This window comes from Staphylococcus xylosus (assembly GCF_002732165.1).
GTDB lineage: Bacteria > Bacillota > Bacilli > Staphylococcales > Staphylococcaceae > Staphylococcus > Staphylococcus xylosus.
The window spans coordinates 71,268-96,316 of sequence record NZ_MRZO01000003.1 but is presented as its reverse complement, the minus strand read 5'-3'; the positions used below and the strand labels follow the sequence as shown (position 1 = coordinate 96,316).

The window sequence follows — 25,049 nt, the reverse complement described above, 5'->3', positions numbered from 1 at the left end:
CTTACAGTTGGCTTACATGCTTAATATGTTCCATAATAGCTGTTATATCTCCTGAAAACACAGCCTCTCTTGCTGCTTCATCCATAATTAGTGTACTTAGTTGCCGCAACGCATTTAGATGGATTTGAGGTTGTGCTGTAGCTAAAGTAATGACTATATACACCGGGTCATATTGATCATGTGAAAAATGAACACCATTTTCATATTGGATCAAACTAAAGCCCACTGGTTGTTGTACATGATCATGCTTTGCATGAATCAATGCGATATGAGGACTAATGACCATATAAGGACCAAACGTATCCAATTGTTGGATGATATCAGTCGCATATGCTTTGTCCACTACGCCATCTTTTTCTAGCGTGGATACAGCTTGTTTAATCGCATCATCACGTGCAAGTACTGGTTGCTGCGTTAATATTCTGGATTGTGGTAACACCTGTTCTAGAGTAGGACCAATACCACGTAAATCATCAATGTATTGTTCTCTAGAGTGATTAATAATTTCATTTAATTGGATACGATCATTCTTATCTAAAAATGGTGAAACTCTAATCACAGGTACTGTTACTTGATTGAAAGGGACTGTAGATATAATGTAATCAACCCCTTCATGCTTTAGCATACTGTCATCTATTTCATATATAGAATAAGCATCAACTACCTCGAGTTCTGGATAAATGTGACCGATTCTACTTTTTAATAGTTGTGAAGTGCCTACCCCAGAACCACATAACAATACAACTTTAATTTTATTTGTTGTCACAGTCGAAATACGCTCAATTGCTGAGGCAAAATGCAAGGTTATATAAGTTAGTTCATTATTATCAAACTCAATATTATAAGTTTCTTCAATGCCCCATATATGCTTTTTTATACCTTCCATCAGTTGCTTGTATTGCAAGATAATTTCTTCTTTCAAAGGATTGTCATGTGTCATATCAAATTTCAGCCTATGAATTGCTGGTCTTAAATGAACAACCAAACCGTATAACAATTTACTATCTGACATTAAATCTAATCCCAAGTCTCCACTCATTCGCTCAATCAGTTGTTCCGTTAAAATATCCAAATCGTCTATTTCACGATGATACTGATTTACTTCTGAAGTCTTTGCGCCTAGCAGATGTAAAGTAATAAAAGCAGCTTCACTTTTTGGAAAATGAAGCTTAAAAATCTGTTCTAATTGCGCTTTAATTTTTAAGGCTATTTGAAATTGTTCTGTCTTCTGTAACTTTTTATATTCTTTATCCGGAATCTCAAAAATAAAATCCTCATTCGCCCGATGAATCGCAATTAAAATGTGGTAAATCAATCCATCAATTGCACTCTGTACGAGTTGATAATTTGCATCAATCAACACCGAAGCTACACTTAAGCGAATTTGTTCTAATTCATGATTTGAGAATAAATGATGGCCCATTTGGTGCGTATGTGTTTGAAAATATTCATGAACCATTTCTGCATATGCCTTACGATAGGCATTTTCATCGCCCTTAATTAAGAACCCTTTATTCTTCTCATATTTCAACTGTAAATCGTGTTCCTCGAGCCATTGCTGTACACGTTTTAAATCTTCCACTATCGTACGTCGAGTCACTGAAACCATGGTTGCCAGTACTTGTGAAGCAGTTGGGGTTGTAGATTCAAAGAGCTTTAAAGTAATATACAACAACCGTTCGTCTTTGGAATAATGTATAGACGTTGACAAATATTGAGGTTCTACAGCCTTTAGTTGTTCTGATGATGTCGTGATTTTAATACCATCATATTTGTTTCTTTGAATCGTTAAAGCTAATTTACTCGCCATATCTTCAATGTATTCAAGATCATATTGAATGGTTCTCTCTGAAACATTGAAATGTGTTGCTAAATTATGAATTTGCACAAAAGTCTCTCGTTCAATAATGAACGTCAAAATATGATACTGCCTCTTGCTTAACATATTAGCAACCTCCTTACATTTATATTGTAATCGCTTTCTTACGCTTGTAGATGTGTAATCTTCTTCGCTTACTAATACGAAAAGTTGCACATCAAAAAAATTATCTTCTGTTAATAAATTATATAGTGACATTTGTATGGTCGATACATTTTATAATAATTACTTTTAAAAAATAAAAAATGAGACTTCAGCTATTTAGCTTCCGTCTCATTCAAACATTATTTATTTTACGCTTCTCTAAGCATATTCAAAAAGCGTTGCAACTCTGTTGTTTGTGGGTGATTAAAAATTTGTTCAGGTGCACCTGACTCCCCAATAACACCATCATGAATAAACACAATTTTATTTGAAACTTCCTTCGCAAAACGCATCTCATGCGTAACTATAATCATAGTCATTCCTTCATTTGCTAGGTCTTTAATTACACGTAATACATCGTTTACTAGCTCTGGATCTAATGCAGAGGTAGGTTCATCAAAGAGCATAACTTTTGGGTTCATCGCCAAAGCTCTCGCAATCGCTACACGTTGTTGTTGTCCACCAGATAACGCATTAGGCCTTTGGTCTTTTACAGCTGTTAAGTCTACTTTCTCTAAAAGCACTAGCGCTTGTTGTTGCGCCTCAGCCTTTTTCATTTTCTTAACAGTAATTAGTCCTTCCATGACATTTTCTAATGCCGTTTTATGCGGAAAGAGATTATAACTTTGAAAAACCATCCCCGACTGCCTACGTACTTTAATTTGTGATTTTTTATCTTTATTGTCATAAGTTTCACTATTGACGTAAACAGCGCCTTCTGTCGGTAATTCTAGTGCGTTGATCATTCGTAACAGAGTCGTTTTACCAGAACCTGAACGTCCAATAAAGGTAACTACTTCTCCTTGATCAACTTTTAAATCAATACCTTTAATCACTTTTTTATCATTAAATGTTTTCTTTATATTTTGCAATTCAATCATGAACGATACCCTCTTTCAAGATAAGATTCGTAAAAGTTCTGGACGATTGAAATAATAAAACATACAACCCAGTACATAAGTGCAACGAGTAGATAAATTGTTAAATATTCATAAGTCGTCGACGCAACTTCTTGTGCTTTTCTAAACATTTCAGCAACAAGTATAAAACCGAGTAACGACGTATCTTTAATTAAACTTAGGAACGTATTACCTAGCGCAGGCACAGAAACTCTTATTGCTTGTGGTAGTATGATACGTTGAATCGTTTGACGGTAATTCATACCAATTGAATACGCTGCTTCTGTCTGGCCTTTTGGAATAGACATGATGCCTCCACGAATAATTTCAGAAGCATATGCGCCTACATTTAAAGATAGACCAATAATTGCAGCTATTACTGGTGCTAACGTCCATTGATTTTCTGAGTTGTTAGTTAATAGTCTGCCGAGTTCAGGGATACCATAAAAGATAATGAATAATTGTACAATCATCGGTGTTCCTCTAATGATTGAAATATAAAAACGTGCAATCCCTCTGAGAATACGGCTTGTTGATATACGCATTAATGCAGCTACAAGTGCTATAACCAATCCTAATACAAAAGTTACTAATGTGATAGGAATTGAAAATTTCACCAATCCTTCAAGCATTGGCATAAATGCTTGTCCGGCTGCATCTAATGCATGTTGTTGTTCTGAATTAAGGTTTAGAAACATCTTCACCAAACCATTTTTCGCTTATTTTTGCTAATTCACCATTATCTTTTAATTTTTTCATTGCTTTATTAACTTCTTTAATTGTTTTGTCGTCTTCTTTCTTACTGAAAGTTAAAGCAGATTGACTCTTTTCAGCATTACCTTCAATCGCTTTTACCTTAGCGTTAGGTTTTTGTTTTTTATAATCTAAGTAAGAGATATTATCGTTAAACGTACCCTCTACTCGATTTGATTGTAATAAATCCATCGCTTGGTTGAAGCCATCAACTTTTGTAAGTTCTGCACCTTTAGATTTTGCTAATTTACCATAGTTTGAAGTAAATGTTTGTGCTAATTTCTTACCTTTAACATCATCAAATGATTTGATATCTGTATTATCTTTATTTACTACTAATACACCTTGTGAATAAGTGTAAGGTTCAGAGAATTTATATTTTTCTTTACGTTCATCGTTAATACCAACTTGGTTAGCTACAACATTAAATCTGCCTGAATCTAATCCTGCAAACATTGAATCCCATTGAGTTTCTTTAAATTTAACTTTATAATCCATTTCTTTAGCTACTGCTTTCACTACATCTATATCATAGCCAGTTAATTTATCATTCTTATCGTGAAACGAAAAAGGTGCATAAGTTCCTTCTGTTCCTACGACAAATGTTTTATCCTCACTAGCTGTTTTGCTTTTACTATCGCTATCTTTTTTGCTTGAAGAGTCATTACCACATGCTGCTAGTCCCACTGCCACAATTAAAGTAACCAATACCATTAATAATTTTTTCATTTCTCGCCCTCTATTCATATTATTCTTATCGGATTAAAATCAGTTTAGTCCTATCCCACTATTTAGTCAATAGATTTTCATCGATAAGATAATATTTTTTTTAATTTCAGATAATTTTAATTTTTTACAATTTTATAGAACTCTCTTCATTTAGTGTTTAATATTTGATATCGATAAAGTCAGTTCAGTTTCAATTATACTCCCCAAAAGTAGACATCGATTGCGTTTGAAAATAATTTTCAAAAATTAAAATAATAGGATTATTTTATAAAAATACAATCACCATTAAAACCTTCATATATCAATGTTTAAACTTATTTCAAATGTGTGACAGATCCCTATTATAATTGTCACAATTTTCGCAACATTAATTTGTAAGCGTATACAAATGTAAAATTACATGCTAAGATTCGCTTGAATTCAAACAAAAGTTTATTTTCAAACAATTGTTTAGATTTTATCAAAAGGAGGTCTCATCAATGAATAGTAATGAAAGAGAGGTTTTGAAACGCATACAAGACAATCCATTTATTTCTCAACAAGAATTAGCATTATCAATTGGTTTATCAAGACCCGCAGTAGCTAATATTATTTCAGGATTAATACGCAAAGAATACGTCTTAGGTAAAGCTTATGTTTTAAACGAAAATTATCCTATTGTATGTATCGGTGCTGCTAACTTAGACAGAAAGTTTTATGTCCATCATACATTGCAACTAGAAACTTCCAATCCTGTAACTTCTACACGTTCTGTAGGTGGTGTAGCTAGAAATATTGCAGAAAATCTTGGTCGAATGGGTGAAACCGTAGCATTTTTATCTACCAGTGGTAATGACAGTGAGTGGGACATGATACATAAATTATCAAGCCCTTTCATGAACCTAGATCACGTGCAACAAATAGAAAATGCAAACACAGGTTCTTACACTGCACTCATAGACAATGATGGTAATATGCAATACGGCTTAGCTGATATGGAAGTATACGACTATATCACGCCCGAATTTTTAATTAAGCGAACACATTTACTAGTTAAAGCCAAATGTATTGTCGCAGATTTAAATTTAAGTAAACCTGCAATTGATTTTCTGTGCGCATATTCTGAGAAGCACAACATCAAACTAGTAATTATACCTGTATCATCACCCAAGATGAAGCATATGCCTGATTCATTACATGCAATAGACTGGCTTATTATTAATCGAGATGAAACAGAAACTTATTTCAATATGGAAATCCAAAACATAAATGATATGAAAAAAGCTGCACAAAAATGGATAGATGCTGGCGTCTCTAAAGTGATCATCACAAACGGAGTTCAAGAACTTATCTATAAAGATAAAAAAACAGAAATCATTAAACCCGTTCTTAGTTCAAAAGAGGTTGTAGATGTGACAGGAGCAGGTGATTCATTTTCTAGTGCAGTGGTCTTCAGTTGGCTGAATGGTCTAGGTATAGTTGACATACTAAATGCTGGCATGATAAATGCGAGGAAAACGATAGAAACGAATTATACTGTTCGTCAAAATTTAGATAAAAAACAAATATTTAGAGATTTGGAGGAATATAAAGATGAAACAATACATTGAATTTTCACAAGAAGTACAACAAGCCAAAGATAGTAATAAACCTATAGTGGCTTTAGAATCGACTATTATTTCACATGGCATGCCCTATCCACAAAATGTTGAGATGGCTAAAAATGTTGAACAAATAATTAGAAATAATGGCGCAATCCCTGCAACCGTTGCCTTAATTAACGGGAAAATTAAAATAGGTTTAGAAACTGAAGAACTAACATTACTAGCTAAACATGACGATGTTGCCAAAGTATCACGTCGAGATTTAGCAGAGATTATTGCTACTAAACGTATCGGTGCAACAACAGTTGCCTCTACAATGATTTGTGCTGAATTGGCAGGTATTCAATTCTTTGTTACTGGAGGAATTGGTGGCGTACATAGAGGTGTTGAACAAACTATGGATATTTCAGCCGATTTAGAAGAATTAGGACAAACTAATGTAACTGTTATCTGTGCAGGAGCAAAATCCATCTTAGACTTACCAAAAACACTTGAATACCTTGAGACAAAGGGTGTACCTGTTATTGGTTATCAAACCGAAGAACTTCCTGCCTTTTTCACACCCGAAAGTGGTATTAAATTAAACAGTTCAGCCGACTCTCCTGAGGCTATCGCTCAAATTTGCAAAGCTAAAAATGATTTATCTTTAAATGGCGGTATCGTCATTGCTAACCCTGTACCAAAAGCACATGCGCTATCTAAATCCTATATTGATCGCATTATCACAGATGCTGTAAAGGAAGCAGAGGAAAAAGGGATTAGCGGAAAGGATTCCACACCATTTTTACTTGGAAAAATTGTCGAAAAGTCTGAAGGTAAAAGTTTAGAAACAAATATAAAACTTGTTGAAAACAATGCAGTTCTAGGAGCTAAAATCGCTGTTGCTTTCACTCAATTGTAGGTGATTTAAATGTCCATTCTATTTTGCATTACCGGTATTCTATTTGCATTAATACTTTCTTTTATTTTTAGTTATGATAGAAAATCCATTGATTTTAAAAAGCCTTTAACCATGTTAGTCATTCAAGTAATTATCGTAATATTTATGATGAATACAACTATTGGTTTAACGACACTAACAACACTCGGCTCATTTTTTGAGTCTTTATTAGATATTAGTAAAGCTGGTATTGGTTTTGTATTCGGTGGTTTGCAAAATAAGGGAGCTTCTACATTTTTTATTACTGTATTACTTCCTTTAGTATTTATCTCGGTATTAATAGGTGTATTGAATTATTTTAAAATACTTCCATTTATTATTAAATATATTGGTATCGTCATCAATAAACTGACTGGTATGGGACGTTTAGAAAGTTATTTTGCTATTTCTACATCTATGTTAGGTCAGCCAGAAGTTTACTTAACTATTAAAGAAATGATACCGAAACTATCTAAAGCTAAATTATATACAATAACTACTTCTGGTATGAGTGCAGTGAGTATGGCGATGTTAGGATCCTACATGCAAATGCTCGAGCCTAAATTTGTTGTTACCGCAGTGATGCTTAATATTTTCAGTGCATTAATTATTGCTAGTGTAATTAATCCGTATAAATCCGATGATAAAGATGTTGAAATATCAAATTTAACGGCTAATCATAGTGTGCATGAGAACAATACTACAAAACCTAAAAAAGTACCTTTCTTCCAAATGATTGGTGATAGTGCTACAGATGGGTTTAAAATTGCTGTTAGTGTCGCTATTATGCTACTAGCATTCATTTCACTGATGGAAGCTATCACTGTATTATTCAACTTAGTCGGGTTAGACTTCAGACAATTAATTGGTTTCATCTTTGCACCAATTGCTTTTATTATCGGAATTCCTTGGCATGAAGCAGTTCAAGCAGGTTCAATTATGGCTACAAAATTGATTACTAACGAATTCGTTGCTATGCTAGATTTCCAAAAATTAGCCGATACGCTTTCACATCGTACCCAAGGTATTATCTCAGTATATCTTGTTAGTTTCGCTAACTTTGGTACAGTTGGCATTATTGTTGGATCAATAAAAGGATTTAGTACCGAACAGGGGAATAAAGTAGCTTCATTTGCTATGCGTTTATTGATTGGTTCTACCTTAGCTTCAATCATTTCAGCATCTATGATTGGTTTAGTATTATAATACGAATTATTGTTCAAATACTTTCACACATCGTTGACCCTGAAATATGGGAATAGATCGTTAATTGGCTTACCTAAGCTTTGCTCACGTATAAGAACTACTAATTTTCATTAGTGAAAATAGTAGTTCTTTATGTTTTCATGCGTTCTTTATTCACATTTACCATCACAATACACCCCTTTTAAAATTGTATAATTGTTATTTCTTGAAACAATATTTTTATAAATATAAAAGCGCAGTACCGAAATCTAAAATAATTTCTTTAGACTTCTGCACTGCGCCATTAACCTCATTTCAACCACTAATATAATTACTGTTCACAAGTTACGTCATAATATTATGATTATAATTTAGTGATATTTATTCAATTGGAATATTTCATCATCCACGATCACTTCTACATTAGCATGTTGTCTCAATATACTGGCAGGTAACGATTCGGATATATCACCTTCTAAGAGCTGTTTGATTGCCTCCTTCTTATGTTCACCTAATGCTAACAAAATAATTCGCTTCGCTCGCATAATAGATGAAAGTCCCATCGATATTGCTTGTTTAGGTACATTTTCAATTGTTTCAAAGTATTTGCTATTCGCATTAATTGTTGAGGGTGTCAAATCGACTACGTTCGTCACACTTTCAAAAGATGTATATGGCTCATTAAACCCAATATGTCCATTTTCACCAATCCCTAATATTTGAATATCTACTGGGCCTATATCACATAAAAGTTGTTCGTAAGCCCTAGCTTCTTGTACAACATCTTTTGCATTTCCCATTGGTAAATGTATATTACCTTCTTGCCACGAATCATTATGTTTAAATAAATGTTCGTTCATATACACATGATAGCTCTGTTTATGGTCTGGTGCTAAACCAATATACTCGTCTAAATTAAATGTAACCACACGTGATAAATCAATTTGATTAATATTCAATAATTCTGATAGATATTTATACACGTTTATCATTGTACTACCTGTAGCCAAACCTAAAACTGTATCAGGTTTAGTCTTAAGTTGTTTTAACAACTCAGTTGCTAAATATTGACTGGCTATAGTTTGATTTTTCAAATTTATAACATTCATCTTTTCACCCTATCTTTCTTCAATCGTTAATATCGCCTCATATCTTTTCAAACGTTATATTATAATTTTTCATTTTCTAAAAGCACCTCAACCTCATTTTTTATCGTAGTAACATGAGGACCATATATAATTTGAACGCCATTCCCTTTTTGAATAACTCCTCTAGCTTGCGTGGCTGTCAACATAGCTTTATCTACTTCTTTATCGCTGTTTAACGTCACTCTCAAACGAGTAGCACAGCAATCAACTACGTCTATATTTTCTTTACCGCCAAGTGCTTGAATTATTGTCTTAGCACGATCCGTTACTTCTACAGTTTCAGTTGCCGTTTCATCTTCACGACCAGGCGTTTTGAAATTGAACTTCGTTATCAAGAATCTAAAAATAACATAGTACATCATAAACCAGATGATACCAACTGGGATTACCCACAAGAAATTTGTTTTAGAATTTCCTTGAAGCACACCAAATAATAAAAAGTCTATAAATCCTCCACTAAAGGTTTGGCCTACAGTTATATTAAAAATATCTGCCATCATAAATGCTAGGCCGTCTAAAAACGCATGAATCACATATAATATGGGAGCAACAAATAAAAAACTAAACTCTAATGGTTCTGTAATACCTGTTAAAAACGATGTTAAAGCCGCAGAGAGCATCAATCCTCCTACAACTTTTTTACGTTCTGGTTTAGCCGTATGGTAAATCGCTAATGCTGCGCCACAAAGCCCAAACATCATGGTAATAAACCTACCCGACATATATCGTGAAACACCTGAAAAGTACTTTGTAACGTCAGGGTCCCCTAATTGTGCAAAGAAAATATTTTGCGTTCCTTGAACCATATGTCCTTTAACTTCTAACGATCCTCCCAAAGCTGTTTGCCAAAATGGTAAGTAGAAAATATGATGCAATCCAAAAGGACCTAACAATCTCAAGATAAAGCCAAAGAAAAACGTACCAATTACCCCTGTTTTATCTACTAATCCACCGACACCAAAGATCCATCCTTGTACTGTTGGCCAAACAAAAAACATAATGACACCCAATACAATGGATGCAATTGCTGTAATAATCGGTACAAAACGTGAACCACCAAAGAAACCAAGGTAGTCAGGCAGCGATATCTTATAAAACTTATTGTGTAAAAGCGCTGTCATTATACCAGTGACAATCCCACCAAACACCCCTGTTTCTACAGTTTGAATACCTAGTACCATGCTTTGTCCTACTTCTGCTAAGTTGTCTTTTGCTAATGTTCCAGTTATAGTTAACAATCCGTTCATAGACGCATTCATGATTAAAAATCCAAGCATTGCCGCTAATCCGGCAGTACCTTTATCACTCTTCGCCAATCCTATAGCTACGCCTACAGCAAAGATAACTGGTAAGTTTTGAAAAATGATATTTCCAGCAGATGACATTAAAATAAAAATATTCTGTAATAAATTAATATCTAATACTGGATAAGCTTTAACTGTATTCGGATTACTTAATGCACCACCGATTCCTAGTAATAAGCCTGCTGCCGGCAAAATTGCTATGGGTAACATAAATGATTTCCCAAATTGTTGTGCTCTTTCAAACAATTTACTCATAATAGCTAACCTCCTAATTACATTAAATATACAATTACAGAAAATTATAATCAATATTTATATTAATAATGAAAATTATTTTCAAAAAAGGATTCATTTTTCTTTTGATTAACATATAAATCTACAAAAAAGAGGCTGAGACATCTATAAATGTCTCAGCCTCGAATAATATATTGGTAGTGACTAACAGTATCGAAAGTCATCTTGTCATAATTTCTGCAGTAAATGTTAATATACTAGTGATAGGTAAAAACATTAATTAGAAAAATATTTTTGACCTAATCTTTTGAAGATAATTATTTAAAAGATGTCACCTAATGTAACGGCCATTATTGCTTTAATTGAATGTAATCTATTTTCTGATTGATCAAAAATAACAGCATGTTTTCCTCTGAATACATCGTCTGCAATTTCCATTTCAGTCAGACCATATGTTTCATATATTTTTTGACCTACTTCTGTGTTCACATCATGAAATGCTGGTAGACAATGTAGCACGATAACATCTGGATTCATCGTATTCATTAGCATAGTTTCATTTACCTGGTATGGCAACAATTGATTGATGCGAGATTCTAATAACCCTTCATCTTCACCCATAGAGAACCAAACATCTGTATAAATTGCATCAGTTTGATATATCGCTTGTTGAATATCATCAGTAATCAAAATATCACTTTGCGAATCAGCAGCATATTTTTGAGCCAATAATTGAATATCTTTATTGGGTTGTAAAGATTTTGGTGCAGCAATATGAACGTTAACACCTAAAATTGCCCCAGTAATTAGCAAATCATGTGCTACATTATTTCTAGCATCGCCTACATAAGTTAACGTCTTACCTTTTAAAGTGCCCCAGTTCTCTTTTAATGTGAAGAAATCTGCAATCATTTGCGTTGGGTGCCACTCGTTAGTTAAGCCATTCCACACTGGTACGCCAGCACTTGTAGCAAGTGCTTCTACGTCTTTTTGGTGATGTCCTCTAAATTCAATACCATCATACATTCTACCCAATACTTTTGCAGTATCTTCTGCAGATTCTTTAACGCCTAAATGAATATCTCCTTGCCCAAAATATTCAGGATATGCACCTAAATCATAAGCAGCAACACTGAAAGCTGAACGAGTTCTTGTAGACGGCTTTTCAAATAAAAATGCTAAATTTTTACCTTTTAAATAAGGATGCGGGATATTACGCTTTTTCTTTTCTTTTAATTCACCAGTAAAATCAATTAAAGTGTGCAACTCATCAGCGGAAAAATCGCATGTTTTTAAAAAATGTTTACCCTTAAATGTTTGTAATTTGTTTAGTGCTGTTGTGTACGCCCCAATTCCATCACTCCAATATTTTTATAAGATTTATATACATAATAACTGTAATTTTAAATAAAATCAAGTATAAATATACCTTATAGTGTATATTATTGAATTATCTTATAATTCAACGACCTTAAAAACGCTATTTCTGAGTATTTCTACACATAAGCGTAATTTTATGTCATTTAAGCAATTAAAATATCTGACAATAAACACTTATGAAGTTAAAATTTTTATTTATGCGTTACAAAACATTTATTATTTTCTTTATAGTATCTTTATATTGTAATAAGTTAATTGATGGAGGTGAATTGTGATGTTTAAAGAAATCTTAGCTCTTATAAAACAAATCGCTGCTCATTTTGTTTCTGGCGGTTTTCAGGAAAAATAAACAAGTACATTGTTGTTCCACCCCAAAAACCTCATAATCACATTAAATTTTAAAAATGAATATAGTAACCAGTCATTAAACGTCGATTTATTAAAAGCCTATTAAGCTATCCCACCATAGCTTAATAGGCTTTATGCCGTGTACTTATTTTCAAATTATATACTTACCTTTTGCATAGAATTTTCATATTCATTCAATTGATAATAGTGTTTTAAACAGCTTCCTTACTTTCACTTATCCCTCTCTCTTCTGGAGTTTTTAAGAAACGCGTCATAATAGCACTAGCTACATATAAACCAAATATTAAGTACATCATACCTTTTACACCAATACTATCGTAGAACAACGCAACTAATCCTGGCCCAGCAAAAACACATAATCCTGCACCTAAATTCAATATCGCCATTGCTGGACCTTTGTCACCATCATGAACAAGAGAGGGTACAAGTGCCGATATTGGTACGAAACCTGCTAAACACATCCCCCATAAAAAACCTACAGTTCCAACGATAAATACGTTCCCAGTAAACACTTCAGGAATAAAATATAATCCTAAAGTGAATACAGCACAACCAATACCACCGATATATGAAATAGTGTTCTTCCATCCTATTTTGTCACTCAAAGCCCCAAATATTATATTAAAAATAATATTGGCTATAAAAATAGTCCCCCATATATTTAGCCACGTTGTTGTAGCTATACCTTTGGTTGATAAATATATTGGAAGAAACAATGGAAATGCATATTGTGCGGCCTGGTTTATAATTCTCACAATACAGGCTAATGCTACTCGAGGTTCTCTCTTTAATATTGTAATACCGGCACCCATTTCTTTCAGATGTGCTTTAAAACCATCTTCTTTATGCTCAAGTTCAAATTGATCACGATTTACAAATACTGCTAAAAACGTTCCGATAAGCACCCAAATAATAGCCGTCCATAAAGTAAAGAAATGCCCAAATAATTGAATTGTAATTGAAGAATAAAATGATCCAAGGACACTCAATCCTCCTGTAAATACAAACCAAAACCATCCGACAGCTGCGCCTAATCGTTTTTGTGGAGAACGATATGCAACCCAAACTAAAAATGAATAAGCAAATAAAGGATAACCAAAACCTCTAATTGCATATGACGGAATCATCATTTCATAGTTCATATTTGGAATTGCTAGACCTACAAAAATAATATGTCCGATAATATATAGCAGTGTACCTAATAACATTACTTTTCGTGGCCCAATCACTTCTACTAAAACACCCGAAAACCATGATCCTATGGCGATAGTTATACCATAACAAGTTGTTAATAATGCCGTTTGTTGTATGGATAAACCTTGTTCATGTAAATATGGACTAATCCACGCTAGTTCTAGACCGTCTCCCATCATAAATATAAGTACACCAAAGTACCCCCATATTAGCGTTGGTGGAATTCCCATTTTAGCTAATTTATCATTCATATATAACACCCCTGTTAATAAAATATCGTTTCTAATTATTCTTAATTTCAAAAATAATTTTTCTCTAATGCTAAAGTTACTTGATCCATAATGCGCTAACTACAATTCAGAAAGCGCTTCCAGATGTTGTGGTTATTTTATTTCATTTTTTTATTTTATGCAAATTTATTTTCGTTTATTTTCGTTATTTTAGGTTATTAGTAATAAAATGCTAAAATATAAATTTTCAAAGCAGCATGCCGATACATTCTTCCTTGTCTAAAAAGTGTATTTTCTCAAAAATATAATAGATTTTTAATGGAATTTTTTATTTAACAATGATTGAAATTTTCTATGAATGCGATTACAATTAAGGATATTTAGTCATCATATGACTTGATGATATTTATTTTATGGGAGATGTGATTTTTATGATGCTTCTTGTTGCTTTTAGTGCAGTTATTGTTCCGTTTATTTTCTTAGTATTATTACGTATGTCTGCATTAAAAGGAATGACGATAAGTGCAATTATTATAACGTTATTAGGGATTTTTGTTTGGGGAATGAATGGTGATGTTATCATTGCATCGTTATTACAAGGTACACACAAAACATTTACTATTCTTTATATTTTATTTGGCGCTCTCTTATTACTCAATACATTGCGTCAAACTGGTGCAGTAACTCGTATTAATGAAGGATTCAAAAAGATATCAGGTGATATGCGTGTCCAAGTTATCTTAGTCGCTTTTTTATTTGGTTCTTTAATTGAAGGTGCCTCTGGTTTTGGGACGCCTGCAATGGTAACTGCCCCACTAATGGTTGCGTTAGGATTCCGCCCGATTGTCGCAGTTGTAACTGCACTAGTTGCTGATAGCGTAGCCGTTTCATTCGGTGCTGTTGGTACACCTGTCCTTGTAGGGCTTAGTACATTACATGACGCAGATAGCTCTTTCTTTCAATCGACGGCAGAACGTATTACAACTTTAGATTTATTGAGTGGCATTTTCATACCTATTATTTTAATTACTGCAATGGTGATATTCTTTGGCAAAAATAATAAACTTAAATCTATCGTCGAAATATTACCTTGGCTTGCGCTAATTGGTATTGTTTATGCAGGCTCTGCCTTTGTATATGCCTTTTTATTTGGCGCAGAATTTGTTGCTATTTTAGGTTCTTTAACTGGATTAATCGTTGCTGTTATTACCGCTAAAAAGGGCTGGTTATTACCTAAAGAAGAGTGGACAGATGGTTTAAGTCCTGATTATGAAGTTAGTACAAAAGAACAATCAATGCCATTGTTAACCGCTTGGGCCCCATATTTAATGGTTGTTGTCTTATTATTACTTACTAGAACTGTTCCAAGCATCAAACATTTTACAACACACGTATTGGATATTTCTTGGAATAACATTTTAAATTTTGAGTCTATCGCATCTGAATGGGCGATTTTATATTCACCAGGAACAATCCTTATACTTTCAGCGATTTTTGCTGTTTTTATACAACGTAAACCATTAAAGGATATAGGACATGCCAGTCTTGATTCGTTAAATACTATTAAGACAACTGGAATCACGCTCATTGCTACGCTTGCAATGGTACACGTATTTATTAACTCTGGCATTAATACACATGATTTAATCAGCATGCCAGAATATATCGCTAAAGATATGTCACACTACTTAGGACCAATTTGGTTATTTGTCGCTCCATTTTTAGGTGCATTAGGTTCATTTATAACAGGAAGTGCAACTGTTTCTACGTTGACATTCTCACCTATCCAATTAAATATTGCTCAAACAATTGGTGCCGAACCATTTACTGTATTAGCAGCTCAAATTATCGGAGCAGCAGCTGGAAATATGATATGTGTACACAATGTTGTAGCCGTCTGTGCTGTTGTGGATATGCCCGGAAAAGAAGGTAGTGTTATCAGAAAAACACTTGGACCTGCGTTACTATATTGCCTACTTGTAGGTATCAGCGCTTTTCTATTTACGTGGTTATTCTTTTAGCTAACACTTGCTGCCATTAAGCAATAGCAGTATATATTAAAGTCCCACTAGCTCAATTAAATGAGAAGTGGGACTTTTTGTTATCTTAAATTATTTAATTATCTGACCAAACTAAAATTTGAGTCTATACTCTCAATCCTAAATAATAAATATACATTTATAGTTTAATCATTACCTTAGATGATAATCTAGAATTTGCAGCTATTTCAAAAGCTTCTCTAAAGTTTTCGATATCATATGTTTGAGTAATTACATTAATAATCTTTTCGTTTTTCGCTAGCACTGTTAAAGCATCTTCAATTTCTCTATTAAAACGATAACATCCACGATATGTAGCCTGTTTGATATTAATCGGGCTTAAGTTAATTGGTGAAGATTTATCCTGTAAATTACCAACTTGGATTATTGTACCACCTATATTTACAGCCTTAAATGCAGTCGTTACTGCCGGAGTAGCTCCAGAACACTCTAATACTATATCGTATCTATCTTCAGGAATATTATTATCTGTAATATTTAATATTTCTATATCGCCTAAATCATGTGCACGCGCTAACGGTTCCTCTAACATATCACTTATCGTCACGCTTTCTGCGCCCAAGGTATAAGCTGCTCCTGCAGCTAGTAACCCAATTGGACCAGCTCCTGACACAAGTACTTTTTTACCTGTAACACCACCTGCTAAATTAATTGCATGCATCCCCACACTAAGAGGTTCAGCTAGCGCTCCCATCTTTAAAGAAACTCTATCCGGTAGTGGGAATATTTGCGATTTATCTACTAACATTTTTTCTACCATACCACCTTGTTTATGTGGTAAATATCTAGCCGACCCTAAATATGAACCATTCGGCCATATCTCAGGATTATGTGGTGCATGTGCTAATTCATCACCATATGTTGCAGGGTGAACTGTAACTTTTGTCCCTTTTGAAAGTGTCGTTCCTTTATAATCCATAGATTCAAGTAGAACACCACTCAATTCATGTCCAGGTATTAAGGGTTCTCTAATCACTGCTGGACCACTAGCACCTTCTGCCAAATAGTGTAAATCCGATCCACATATACCCACGTACTTAACTTCTATAAGTACTTTTTCAGGATTATTTTGTGTACTTATTTCTTCAATTTCTTTTAATTCAATATCTTCTTTCCCATTAATAAACACAGCTTTCATCGTATTCATTCTCCTTTCAAATTAAATAATCATATTTAAAATCAATACAAATACTAGACCACAAACCGATATTGCTGTCTCTAAAACAGACCACGTTAAAAAAGTTTCTTTTACGGTCAATCCAAAATACTCTTTAAAAATCCAAAAGCCAGTATCATTCACGTGTGAGAATATAATACTTCCTGCGCCAATGGCTAAAGTCACTAATGCAAGATTCACATCTGTGGCTTGTAATAAGGGTAGTACTATGCCTGTAGTAGATATAGCTGCGACTGTTGCTGATCCTTGTGCTATTCTCAACAAAGAAGAAACAATCCAAGCTAATAAGATTGGAGACATACTAGAGCCGACAAACATGTGTTCAATTGTTTTTCCTACGCCTCCATCAATCAAGATTTCCTTAAATGACCCACCTGCACCTAAAATAAGTAACATCATCCCAATTGGAATAATGGCAGATGTGGCACTATCCATAATTTGATTCATTGTCCTCTTTCTACGAATACCCATTGAATACATGGCAAATAGTAATGCAATCAACATTGCTATTGGTGCATTACCAATAAAGTAAATAATACTTTCTAATTGGTTGGTTGCAGCATCTTGATGACCAGTGATCATTTGTACAATTGTCGCAAATAACATCAATATAACTGGTAACAAGGCAGTAAACACACTAAGTCTAAACCCTGGTTGATCTTTTTCTTCAATCGATACTTCAGAAACAATATTGGCCATATCAATTTCTTTACTATATGCACTGGGAGACAATTTAGGTAAGATTTTGACTAATAGTCCGCCAACAATGACCACTGTTGGCACAGCTACAATAAGTCCATAAAATAATACTTGTCCTAAATTGGCATTTAACTCTTTTGCAATGACTACGGGACCAGGATGCGGAGGTAAAAATCCATGCGTTACTGATAGTGCAATAGCCATTGGTATACCAATCTTCATATGTGATACACCTAAGCGCTTTGCAATTGTAAACGCTAAAGGTATTAATAGTACTAATCCAACTTCAAAGAACAGTGCAATACCAATAATGAATGACGCTAAAATCATTGCCCATTTTATATATTTCTCACCAAATTTATCTATAAATGTATCTGCAATTCTATTTGCGCCACCACCATCAGCAAGCAATTTACCTAAAATAGCTCCTAATCCAAATATTATTGCTACACTTCCTAAAGTACTTCCCATACCTTTTTCTACCGTTTCTACTATCTTTTCTAGTGGCATACCTAAAATCACACCAGTAAAAATTGATGTAACTATCAAAGATATAAAGGCATTAATCTTGCATTTAATAATTAAAAATAACAGTACAACAACACCTAATACAACGCTGATTAGTGGCCAGAACTCTCCAAACATTTCAATACACTCCTTTTGATGTGTAGCTACCTATAGATTTTGTATTTTTTACCCTTGTTCCACATTGTGTAATGGTATATCATATAATAGAATACTTTATTAGTATAAAGCTAAAATGAAAACGTTGTCAATTTAAGGAGTGTAGTTATGTCCAATGTTCAATCAATCGATCGTGCTTTAAATTTATTAGAATTGATATCACATCATAGCCCGATATCATTAAATGAACTTGTAGCAAAAACACAGTTATCTAAAACGACTGTACATCGTTTAGTTAAATCTTTAATAGATAATTATTATGTGAAACAAAACCCATTAACACATCAATATGAATTAACTTATAAATTATTTCAATTAGGCTACTCCAGTATCAAAAATATTGATTATTTAAATATCGCTAAAAGTTTTATTAGTCAACTTTCTTTCACAGTTAATGAAACATGTCATTTAGTTATTGAAGATAAAAATGAAATTCTCTATATTGAAAAATTCATTCCAAATGATGCGATTTATACAATGGCTTCTAAAATAGGTCTACGAGCACCTATGTATTGTACTGCCGTAGGAAAAGCAATATTATCAAAGTATGATGACTATACGATTCAAGCTGTTTGGAATAATTCTGAAATCATCCCTTATACAAAGCATACTATCACTAACTTTGATGATTTTATGGAGGAAATTGAAATGATTCGCAAACAAGGTTATGCAGAGGATAAACAAGAAAATGAAGAAGGTATTTATTGTGTTGGCACTTATTTCGTTAATTATCGTAATGAAGTACAAGGTGCGATTAGTTTGTCTTTTTCAACGAGTCAATTGCCAAAAAAAGAATTTTATATTACTCAACTACAAACTACAGCAAATAACATTTCAAAAAATTTAGGTTTTATAAATTCTTAATATTATCATCATCGTTATTATTTTGATAAAGTACAGTTAAATCATTTATTATATATGGGTACTACGTGGGGATGGGATATGCATATGAAATTTGAAAGTATAACATTATTAACGTCAGAATTGGAAGAAACAAGACAGTTCTATGAGGAAACATTAGAGTGTACGGTTGAAATCATTGACCAAGAGTCATTTATGGTTGAAATTGGTGAAACAGAATTGTATTTTAGACATTCACATGACATTAACCAACCTTATTATCACTTTGCTATTGATATTCCTTATAATCATTTTTATGATATGAAAAACCATTATCAAAATATTTTATTTCTATTGATGGAAGACAAACAACATACAACTTACTTTGAAGATTTTGTTGCACATTCTGTTTACTTTAATGATCCTTCTGGAAATATTGTCGAATTAATTGCTAGGGTCTCTAATATGACAGATGAGCCTGAATTTTCAAGAATTAGCGAGATTGGTTTTGTATGCAATGATACAGAGTCTATCTATCAAGCTTTAACGCAATATCAGTTGGAAACACATGAACAAAGACAGTTTATACCTGACGCCTTGAATTTTCTAGGAGATAAACATGATGAAAGTTTTATTTTATTAACGCCTGAACATAGACGATGGTTCTTTTCTGAAAAGACATCCTCCGCCTTTCCAATAGAAATTAAAACACAACAATTTGATTTAACTTATGACCACTTCCAACAGTGGCATTTAATGCCTTCATAATTATGACATAATTAAAGCGATACGCATTTTAAATGTGGAATCAGCAATTTTGATTTCACACGTGTGCGTATCGCTTTTCAAATTATTGAAGACTTTTCTACCTTCTCCTAATTCAAATCGCTAAATATATTAATATGCCATACATTTATGCTATACGCACGTGTCATATGGTTCGACTTCAAATTATTCCGTCACTTGAGATTTATCACTGACAAACTTTTTTAACGTCTTATTCAGACCATCTTTCGCTTCTTGATCATAGTCATATGTCCCATCTTCATTTGCAGTAATATGCTTATCTAAAATAAATCTACCTTTATGAATCGTATCTGCGCCTAGTTCCTTAATCACTGGGTCTAAGCTATATTGAATAGCAAGCACATGTGCGAATGTCCCACCCAATGCTAACGGTAATACTGTTTTTCCGGTTAATGCACCACGTGGTAATAAATCGAGATAAGTCTTAACTATACCTGAATATGCCGCTTTAAATACTGGAGATACGATGATAATGCCATCCGCGTTTTCAATTTTTCTGTGCGTTTCATTAATTGAGCTATTTGAAAAATCTGCCGTAATTAATGCTTCTGCATCTAACTGATGTACATGAATGACGTCAGTTTCAATACCTACATCATTCAAATATTGTTCAGCGTAATCCACAACACCTGTTAAACGTGATTGTATTTTATTGCCACCTGCAATAATTGCTACACTTGCCATATTAATGAACCCCTTCCCATCGCGTGATATAACATCACTCTACTAAGCAGCATATAATCTGCTACCTTTAAATAATAATTATTCTATGGGCCTACCGTATCATCAATGATTAATACTGTCATAACATAGGTCTTAAATATCAACGCTTTACTTCTCTCTCATTCAAATCATTATTGCGGAATCCGTTCGACGATAACAATTTCATTTTTTAAATTTACGTAAGCACATGTTCCAGCATCAATACTTATATGCCACTTGTAAATTCCTGCTTGAGCCATTTCATCACAAAAGCTTGAAAAATCTGTTTCCCCTATTTGATGTTGTTTTAATGATTCTTGTAATTGCTCTTTATCTGTATGATGTGATATAGGTACAGTACTCTTCACACCCTTATCTATAATTTGTTCTCCACTTTGATGCGTATATACTGTAGTTCCATTTTGAATATCAACGGTATTAATTGTTATCCCCATTGCTTTAAAAGCTTGAAATAGTTTTGGAAAATTTACTCCAGTATATTGTTGGTGTGTTTGTTGAATTGCAGACAATTAAAAAGTCATAATCTTTCTCCCTTAGTATCTTATTTTTTACTATCATATTTTCAATAATCCGACAAAACAAGGTTTCCCACAATCAAATATAGCGTAATAACTTTACACAAAATAAATAAAATTATTATAAGTTTTTAAATAAAAGTCCTTTTGCTTATCAAATTAAATTGCCAGATGTATAATTGTGATAGTTTTTAAAAAGGAGTGGTATGTTATGAGTACATTTTCCAACGAAGAAAAAGTACAAATTTTATCTGATATTGTGGCAATGAACACAGTAAATGATAATGAAATTGAAGTGTGTGAATATTTTCAAAAACTATTTGCACAACACGGTATCGATTCTACGATTGATAAAATTGATGACCGTAGAGCTAACTTAATTGCTGAAATTGGCGAAGGACAACCTGTTATCGGTATTTCTGGTCACATGGATGTTGTTTCTGAAGGTGATCACAGTCAATGGACTTACGAGCCATTTACATTAACTGAAGACAATGGTTTCTTATATGGCCGTGGCGCTGCAGATATGAAATCTGGTCTTGCCGCTTTAGCGATTGCATTAATTGAAATCAACAACACACAATCATTGAAACAAGGACGCATTAAATTCTTAGCTACAACTGGCGAAGAAATGGAACAACTTGGCTCACAAAGTTTATACGAAAAAGGTTATATGGACGATGTTGAGGCACTTGTAATAGCTGAACCATGCCAAGATATGATGGTTTATGCACACAAAGGTTCAATGGACTATCGCATAAAATCTCACGGTATATCCGCACATAGCTCAATGCCAATCCTCGGCTTTAACGCAATTAAACCCTTAATCGAATTTATTCAAGATATTGATGCTTCTTACAATAAAATTTCTAAAGAAGTAAAAGGCAACGCTTTAGATTTCACTCACTTTATAGATAGAATGAAACAATCCCTACCTGCAACATATGCTGCAGAAGAAATTGAAAATGCCCTACAGCTGTAATAACAAATACTTTAATTAAAGGCGGCGTTCAAGTCAATTCTGTACCAGAAGATGCAGATGCAGATTTCAATATTCGTACAATTCCGGAGTATAATAATGATCAAGTTAAAGCATTGTTTGACGATACAATCGAAAAACATAATGCTAACGGTGCTAAATTAGAAAGTGATTTATATCTCGATTTAGACCCTGTTCTCACTACAGGTGAAAATAGCCTAATCGATACGGCTCAAACAATTGCTAAATCAGCGTTTGATAAAGAGTTCATTGCCGCTCCAATAGGTGGCGTTACAGATGCTTCTAATTTATTACGTGGTAAAGACGAAAACTTCCCATTCTTAGTATTTGGTCCTGGTGAAAAACCACATCAAATTGACGAACGAGTTGAAAAATCAATGTACTTCAAATTTATTGATTTCTATACAGACTTATTAACTACTTATACAAACAACCATAAGTAGAATGAATCATTAAATATGAAAAAGGGCTTAACTCTTATGTGTTATAAGACTTAAGCCCTTTTTCATATTCTTTATACTATTGCATATATTAATAATCTACATACAGTTATTATTCAAAAATACGTCTATTGTTTTATAGTTGTTCCTACATTTTCACCGTCTTGTAATTTTTGAATAATATGTGATTCGCTTCCTGCCGCAATCACAACTTTCTGACAGCCTAGTTCAATAGCTTGAATTGCATCTTGTACTTTGGGAATCATCCCTCCATATATCAATTCTTCATCGATAAAACACTGAATACGTTCTGCATTCAACGTAGACTGTACTTCTTTATCGATTAATACGCCTGGAATATCACTTAAAAGATATAGTGGCGCATTAAGTGCTTGTGCTATTTTATAAGCTAATGTATCCGCGTTAATATTATATAATTGTGACGTTGCTTGATTCATACCAATTGAAGCAATGACTGGAATAAATTGGTCCGTTACTTTATCAAATACAGATGTATTTATATCTATAGGTTCGCCTACGTATCCATATTTCTCGTCTAGTGGCGCTACATCAAAAAGTTTAGCATCTATACCATTCATACCAATACTTTGTATATTAGATTGATTAATTTTGCTTACTAAGTCTGGATTTACAGTACCTATTAACGTTTGACTAGTCACTGTTAATACTTCTTCTGTAGTAACTCTTAAACCATCTTCAAATAAAGGCGCCACACCTCGTTGCTCTAATGCTTTATTTATAAATGGTCCGCCACCATGAATAATAATTGGTTGATAGCCTTGTTGCTTTAATTTAGAGATATCTTCAATCGTCGAATCATGTAAATTAGTTAATGTGCTACCGCCTATTTTTATAACAATATAACTCATCTGACACACTCCTTATGTTCTATACGATGCGTTAATGCGTACATATTCATATGATAAATCACAGCCATATGCTGCCGCTTCACCATCACCGTCTCCAACTGAAGCTTCTATTACAATGTTATCTTCTGTTAGACGTTCTTTTAATAACTGCTCATCAAACTCTACATGAATCCCTTGTTCTAGCACTGGTAACTGACAAAAAGAAACATTTGTCTCATTTGGTTCTACAAATTGTGACGCGTAACCTATTGCAGTTACAATTCTACCAAAGTTTGAATCTTCACCATGTATAGCAGTTTTCACCAAATTGGACGATACGATACTTTTAGCAATTTTTTTTGCTTCTTTAACATTAGGTGCACCTGTCACTTTTGCAGTAACTAATTTCGTAGCACCTTCACCATCTTTGGCAATTGATTTTGCAAGGTATTGACTTACAAAATTAAAGGCATATACAAATTTATGCCATTCTGGATGTAAGTCGTCAATTTTATTATTGTTCGCTTGACCATTAGCCATACATAGTACCATGTCATTTGTACTTGTATCACCATCAACTGTAATCATATTAAACGACTGATCTGTTGATTGCTTCAGACAATAGTCCAAAGTATCCGCATCAATATTAGCATCAGTTGTTATAAACCCAAGCATTGTAGCCATATTTGGGTGTATCATCCCAGAACCTTTAGCACTACCACCAATAGTTACTGTCTTACCATCAATCTCAACTTGTACTGATAAATTTTTAGTTGCAGTATCTGTTGTCAAAATGGCTTGATTGAAAAATTGACTATTATTATATTCTTCTTTCAAAACATGCTGTGTACCATAATGGATTTTATCCATAGGTAAGAACGCACCAACAACGCCTGTGGATGCAACACCAACGTTTTGTTGATCAATATTCAAGCGTTCAGCTACCCAAGATTGCGTATCTAGAGCATCTTGCATACCTTTTTCGCCTGTACATGAGTTCGCATTTGCTGAATTTACCACAATTGCTTGTAATTTTTTATTAGCGTTAATACTTTCTTCAGTTATTTTTAAAGGAGCAGCCTTAAAACGATTCAGTGTATATACACCTGTAGCTGTCGCTTCTGTAGTCGAATAAATCCAACCGAAGTCTTTTTTCTTTCTTCTTAATCCTGCATGAAACCCGCCTGCAATATAACCTAATGGCGAACTTACATCACCTTGTAAATCTATATTTAATTGGTTTAACGTATCAATCGTTTCAATATCTATCATCTTCTCTCCCCTT

The 25,049-nt window shown here is 33.5% G+C and carries 20 protein-coding genes and 1 pseudogene; 7 read left to right on the top strand and 14 right to left on the bottom strand.

What is annotated here, in order from left to right; genetic code table 11:
• Position 1 precedes the first annotated feature (1 nt).
• The 4 genes from BTM19_RS05565 to BTM19_RS05550 form a co-directional block, all read right to left on the bottom strand.
• Positions 2-1,945: a BglG family transcription antiterminator gene (locus BTM19_RS05565; RefSeq protein WP_029378113.1), complete on the bottom strand. Its 1,944-nt coding sequence runs from the start codon at positions 1,943-1,945 to the stop codon at positions 2-4.
• A 227-nt stretch (positions 1,946-2,172) separates the two neighbouring features.
• Positions 2,173-2,904: an amino acid ABC transporter ATP-binding protein gene (locus BTM19_RS05560; RefSeq protein ID WP_029378112.1), complete on the bottom strand. Its 732-nt coding sequence runs from the start codon at positions 2,902-2,904 to the stop codon at positions 2,173-2,175.
• Complete coding sequence (locus BTM19_RS05555; protein WP_029378111.1) at positions 2,901-3,620, bottom strand: amino acid ABC transporter permease; 720 nt, start codon at positions 3,618-3,620, stop codon at positions 2,901-2,903. The genes BTM19_RS05560 and BTM19_RS05555 overlap by 4 nt, the downstream gene beginning before the upstream one ends.
• Positions 3,604-4,404 (bottom strand): amino acid ABC transporter substrate-binding protein, encoded by an 801-nt coding sequence (locus BTM19_RS05550; RefSeq protein ID WP_029378110.1) that lies wholly within the window; start codon positions 4,402-4,404, stop codon positions 3,604-3,606. The genes BTM19_RS05555 and BTM19_RS05550 overlap by 17 nt, the downstream gene beginning before the upstream one ends.
• A gap of 479 nt (positions 4,405-4,883) precedes the next feature.
• Here BTM19_RS05550 and BTM19_RS05545 point away from each other — a divergent pair, with 479 nt between their 5' ends.
• From BTM19_RS05545 to BTM19_RS05535, 3 genes are read left to right on the top strand one after another with little or no spacing between them, the layout of a single operon-like run.
• A complete protein-coding gene (locus tag BTM19_RS05545; RefSeq protein ID WP_029378109.1) occupies positions 4,884-5,993 on the top strand; it encodes a carbohydrate kinase in 1,110 nt (369 codons plus the stop codon).
• On the top strand, positions 5,977-6,888 hold the full coding sequence (locus BTM19_RS05540) for a pseudouridine-5'-phosphate glycosidase (protein WP_037557157.1): 912 nt from the start codon (positions 5,977-5,979) through the stop codon (positions 6,886-6,888). The genes BTM19_RS05545 and BTM19_RS05540 overlap by 17 nt, the downstream gene beginning before the upstream one ends.
• A gap of 9 nt (positions 6,889-6,897) precedes the next feature.
• Positions 6,898-8,112, top strand: coding sequence for a NupC/NupG family nucleoside CNT transporter (locus BTM19_RS05535; protein WP_038679205.1), 1,215 nt, complete (start codon positions 6,898-6,900; stop codon positions 8,110-8,112).
• Between the two features lie 350 nt (positions 8,113-8,462).
• On the opposite strand, the gene nagB is transcribed toward BTM19_RS05535, so the two are convergent.
• The 4 genes from nagB to BTM19_RS05515 form a co-directional block, all read right to left on the bottom strand.
• Entirely contained in the window at positions 8,463-9,200 is a 738-nt protein-coding gene (gene nagB, locus BTM19_RS05530) for a glucosamine-6-phosphate deaminase (RefSeq protein WP_029378106.1), read from the bottom strand.
• 59 nt (positions 9,201-9,259) lie between these two features.
• A complete protein-coding gene (gene ptsG / locus BTM19_RS05525; protein ID WP_029378105.1) occupies positions 9,260-10,798 on the bottom strand; it encodes a glucose-specific PTS transporter subunit IIBC in 1,539 nt (512 codons plus the stop codon).
• A 300-nt stretch (positions 10,799-11,098) separates the two neighbouring features.
• Positions 11,099-12,130 carry an ornithine carbamoyltransferase gene (gene argF, locus BTM19_RS05520; protein WP_038679207.1) on the bottom strand — a complete coding sequence of 344 codons (1,032 nt, stop codon included), beginning with the start codon at positions 12,128-12,130 and terminating at the stop codon, positions 11,099-11,101.
• A gap of 587 nt (positions 12,131-12,717) precedes the next feature.
• The gene (locus BTM19_RS05515) at positions 12,718-13,971 is read right to left on the bottom strand and encodes an MFS transporter (RefSeq protein ID WP_029378103.1); all 1,254 of its coding nucleotides are present in this window, start codon (positions 13,969-13,971) and stop codon (positions 12,718-12,720) included.
• Between the two features lie 410 nt (positions 13,972-14,381).
• Between BTM19_RS05515 and BTM19_RS05510 the strand changes: the two genes are divergently transcribed.
• Positions 14,382-15,971 carry an L-lactate permease gene (locus BTM19_RS05510; RefSeq protein WP_058625723.1) on the top strand — a complete coding sequence of 530 codons (1,590 nt, stop codon included), beginning with the start codon at positions 14,382-14,384 and terminating at the stop codon, positions 15,969-15,971.
• A 157-nt stretch (positions 15,972-16,128) separates the two neighbouring features.
• On the opposite strand, the gene BTM19_RS05505 is transcribed toward BTM19_RS05510, so the two are convergent.
• Together BTM19_RS05505 and BTM19_RS05500 are read right to left on the bottom strand one after the other, a co-directional pair.
• On the bottom strand, positions 16,129-17,148 hold the full coding sequence (locus BTM19_RS05505; RefSeq protein ID WP_038679209.1) for an alcohol dehydrogenase catalytic domain-containing protein: 1,020 nt from the start codon (positions 17,146-17,148) through the stop codon (positions 16,129-16,131).
• A 21-nt stretch (positions 17,149-17,169) separates the two neighbouring features.
• Complete coding sequence (locus BTM19_RS05500) at positions 17,170-18,531, bottom strand: gluconate:H+ symporter (protein WP_029378100.1); 1,362 nt, start codon at positions 18,529-18,531, stop codon at positions 17,170-17,172.
• A 147-nt stretch (positions 18,532-18,678) separates the two neighbouring features.
• Between BTM19_RS05500 and BTM19_RS05495 the strand changes: the two genes are divergently transcribed.
• Together BTM19_RS05495 and BTM19_RS05490 are read left to right on the top strand one after the other, a co-directional pair.
• On the top strand, positions 18,679-19,434 hold the full coding sequence (locus tag BTM19_RS05495) for an IclR family transcriptional regulator (RefSeq protein ID WP_029378099.1): 756 nt from the start codon (positions 18,679-18,681) through the stop codon (positions 19,432-19,434).
• An 84-nt stretch (positions 19,435-19,518) separates the two neighbouring features.
• Complete coding sequence (locus BTM19_RS05490) at positions 19,519-20,178, top strand: hypothetical protein (protein WP_029378098.1); 660 nt, start codon at positions 19,519-19,521, stop codon at positions 20,176-20,178.
• Positions 20,179-20,361: 183 nt separating this feature from the next.
• Here BTM19_RS05490 and ssuE read toward each other — a convergent pair whose 3' ends face one another.
• On the bottom strand, positions 20,362-20,901 hold the full coding sequence (ssuE, locus tag BTM19_RS05485) for an NADPH-dependent FMN reductase (RefSeq protein WP_029378097.1): 540 nt from the start codon (positions 20,899-20,901) through the stop codon (positions 20,362-20,364).
• A 170-nt stretch (positions 20,902-21,071) separates the two neighbouring features.
• Positions 21,072-21,449, bottom strand: coding sequence for a DUF1398 family protein (locus BTM19_RS05480; RefSeq protein ID WP_225489442.1), 378 nt, complete (start codon positions 21,447-21,449; stop codon positions 21,072-21,074).
• A 217-nt stretch (positions 21,450-21,666) separates the two neighbouring features.
• On the opposite strand from BTM19_RS05480, the pseudogene BTM19_RS05475 reads away from it, so the two are divergent.
• Positions 21,667-22,898: pseudogene (locus BTM19_RS05475) on the top strand (ArgE/DapE family deacylase).
• Between the two features lie 125 nt (positions 22,899-23,023).
• Here BTM19_RS05475 and argB read toward each other — a convergent pair.
• Positions 23,024-23,785, bottom strand: a complete 762-nt coding sequence (gene argB / locus BTM19_RS05470; protein WP_069796966.1) for an acetylglutamate kinase — start codon at positions 23,783-23,785, stop codon at positions 23,024-23,026.
• 12 nt (positions 23,786-23,797) lie between these two features.
• A complete protein-coding gene (gene argJ, locus BTM19_RS05465) occupies positions 23,798-25,036 on the bottom strand; it encodes a bifunctional glutamate N-acetyltransferase/amino-acid acetyltransferase ArgJ (protein ID WP_029378094.1) in 1,239 nt (412 codons plus the stop codon).
• Positions 25,037-25,049: the final 13 nt, after the last annotated feature.

Coding starts and splice junctions, on each gene's coding strand:
- argJ (WP_029378094.1), bottom strand. CDS start 25,036: ATGATAGATATTGAAACGATTGATACGTTAAACCAATTAAATATAGAT.
- BTM19_RS05560 (WP_029378112.1), bottom strand. CDS start 2,904: ATGATTGAATTGCAAAATATAAAGAAAACATTTAATGATAAAAAAGTG.
- BTM19_RS05535 (WP_038679205.1), top strand. CDS start 6,898: ATGTCCATTCTATTTTGCATTACCGGTATTCTATTTGCATTAATACTT.
- BTM19_RS05505 (WP_038679209.1), bottom strand. CDS start 17,148: ATGAAAGCTGTGTTTATTAATGGGAAAGAAGATATTGAATTAAAAGAA.
- BTM19_RS05545 (WP_029378109.1), top strand. CDS start 4,884: ATGAATAGTAATGAAAGAGAGGTTTTGAAACGCATACAAGACAATCCA.
- BTM19_RS05565 (WP_029378113.1), bottom strand. CDS start 1,945: ATGTTAAGCAAGAGGCAGTATCATATTTTGACGTTCATTATTGAACGA.
- BTM19_RS05540 (WP_037557157.1), top strand. CDS start 5,977: ATGAAACAATACATTGAATTTTCACAAGAAGTACAACAAGCCAAAGAT.
- nagB (WP_029378106.1), bottom strand. CDS start 9,200: ATGAATGTTATAAATTTGAAAAATCAAACTATAGCCAGTCAATATTTA.
- BTM19_RS05495 (WP_029378099.1), top strand. CDS start 18,679: ATGTCCAATGTTCAATCAATCGATCGTGCTTTAAATTTATTAGAATTG.
- BTM19_RS05555 (WP_029378111.1), bottom strand. CDS start 3,620: ATGTTTCTAAACCTTAATTCAGAACAACAACATGCATTAGATGCAGCC.
- BTM19_RS05510 (WP_058625723.1), top strand. CDS start 14,382: ATGATGCTTCTTGTTGCTTTTAGTGCAGTTATTGTTCCGTTTATTTTC.
- ssuE (WP_029378097.1), bottom strand. CDS start 20,901: ATGGCAAGTGTAGCAATTATTGCAGGTGGCAATAAAATACAATCACGT.
- BTM19_RS05490 (WP_029378098.1), top strand. CDS start 19,519: ATGAAATTTGAAAGTATAACATTATTAACGTCAGAATTGGAAGAAACA.
- BTM19_RS05500 (WP_029378100.1), bottom strand. CDS start 18,531: ATGTTTGGAGAGTTCTGGCCACTAATCAGCGTTGTATTAGGTGTTGTT.
- ptsG (WP_029378105.1), bottom strand. CDS start 10,798: ATGAGTAAATTGTTTGAAAGAGCACAACAATTTGGGAAATCATTTATG.
- BTM19_RS05515 (WP_029378103.1), bottom strand. CDS start 13,971: ATGAATGATAAATTAGCTAAAATGGGAATTCCACCAACGCTAATATGG.
- argB (WP_069796966.1), bottom strand. CDS start 23,785: ATGAGTTATATTGTTATAAAAATAGGCGGTAGCACATTAACTAATTTA.
- BTM19_RS05550 (WP_029378110.1), bottom strand. CDS start 4,404: ATGAAAAAATTATTAATGGTATTGGTTACTTTAATTGTGGCAGTGGGA.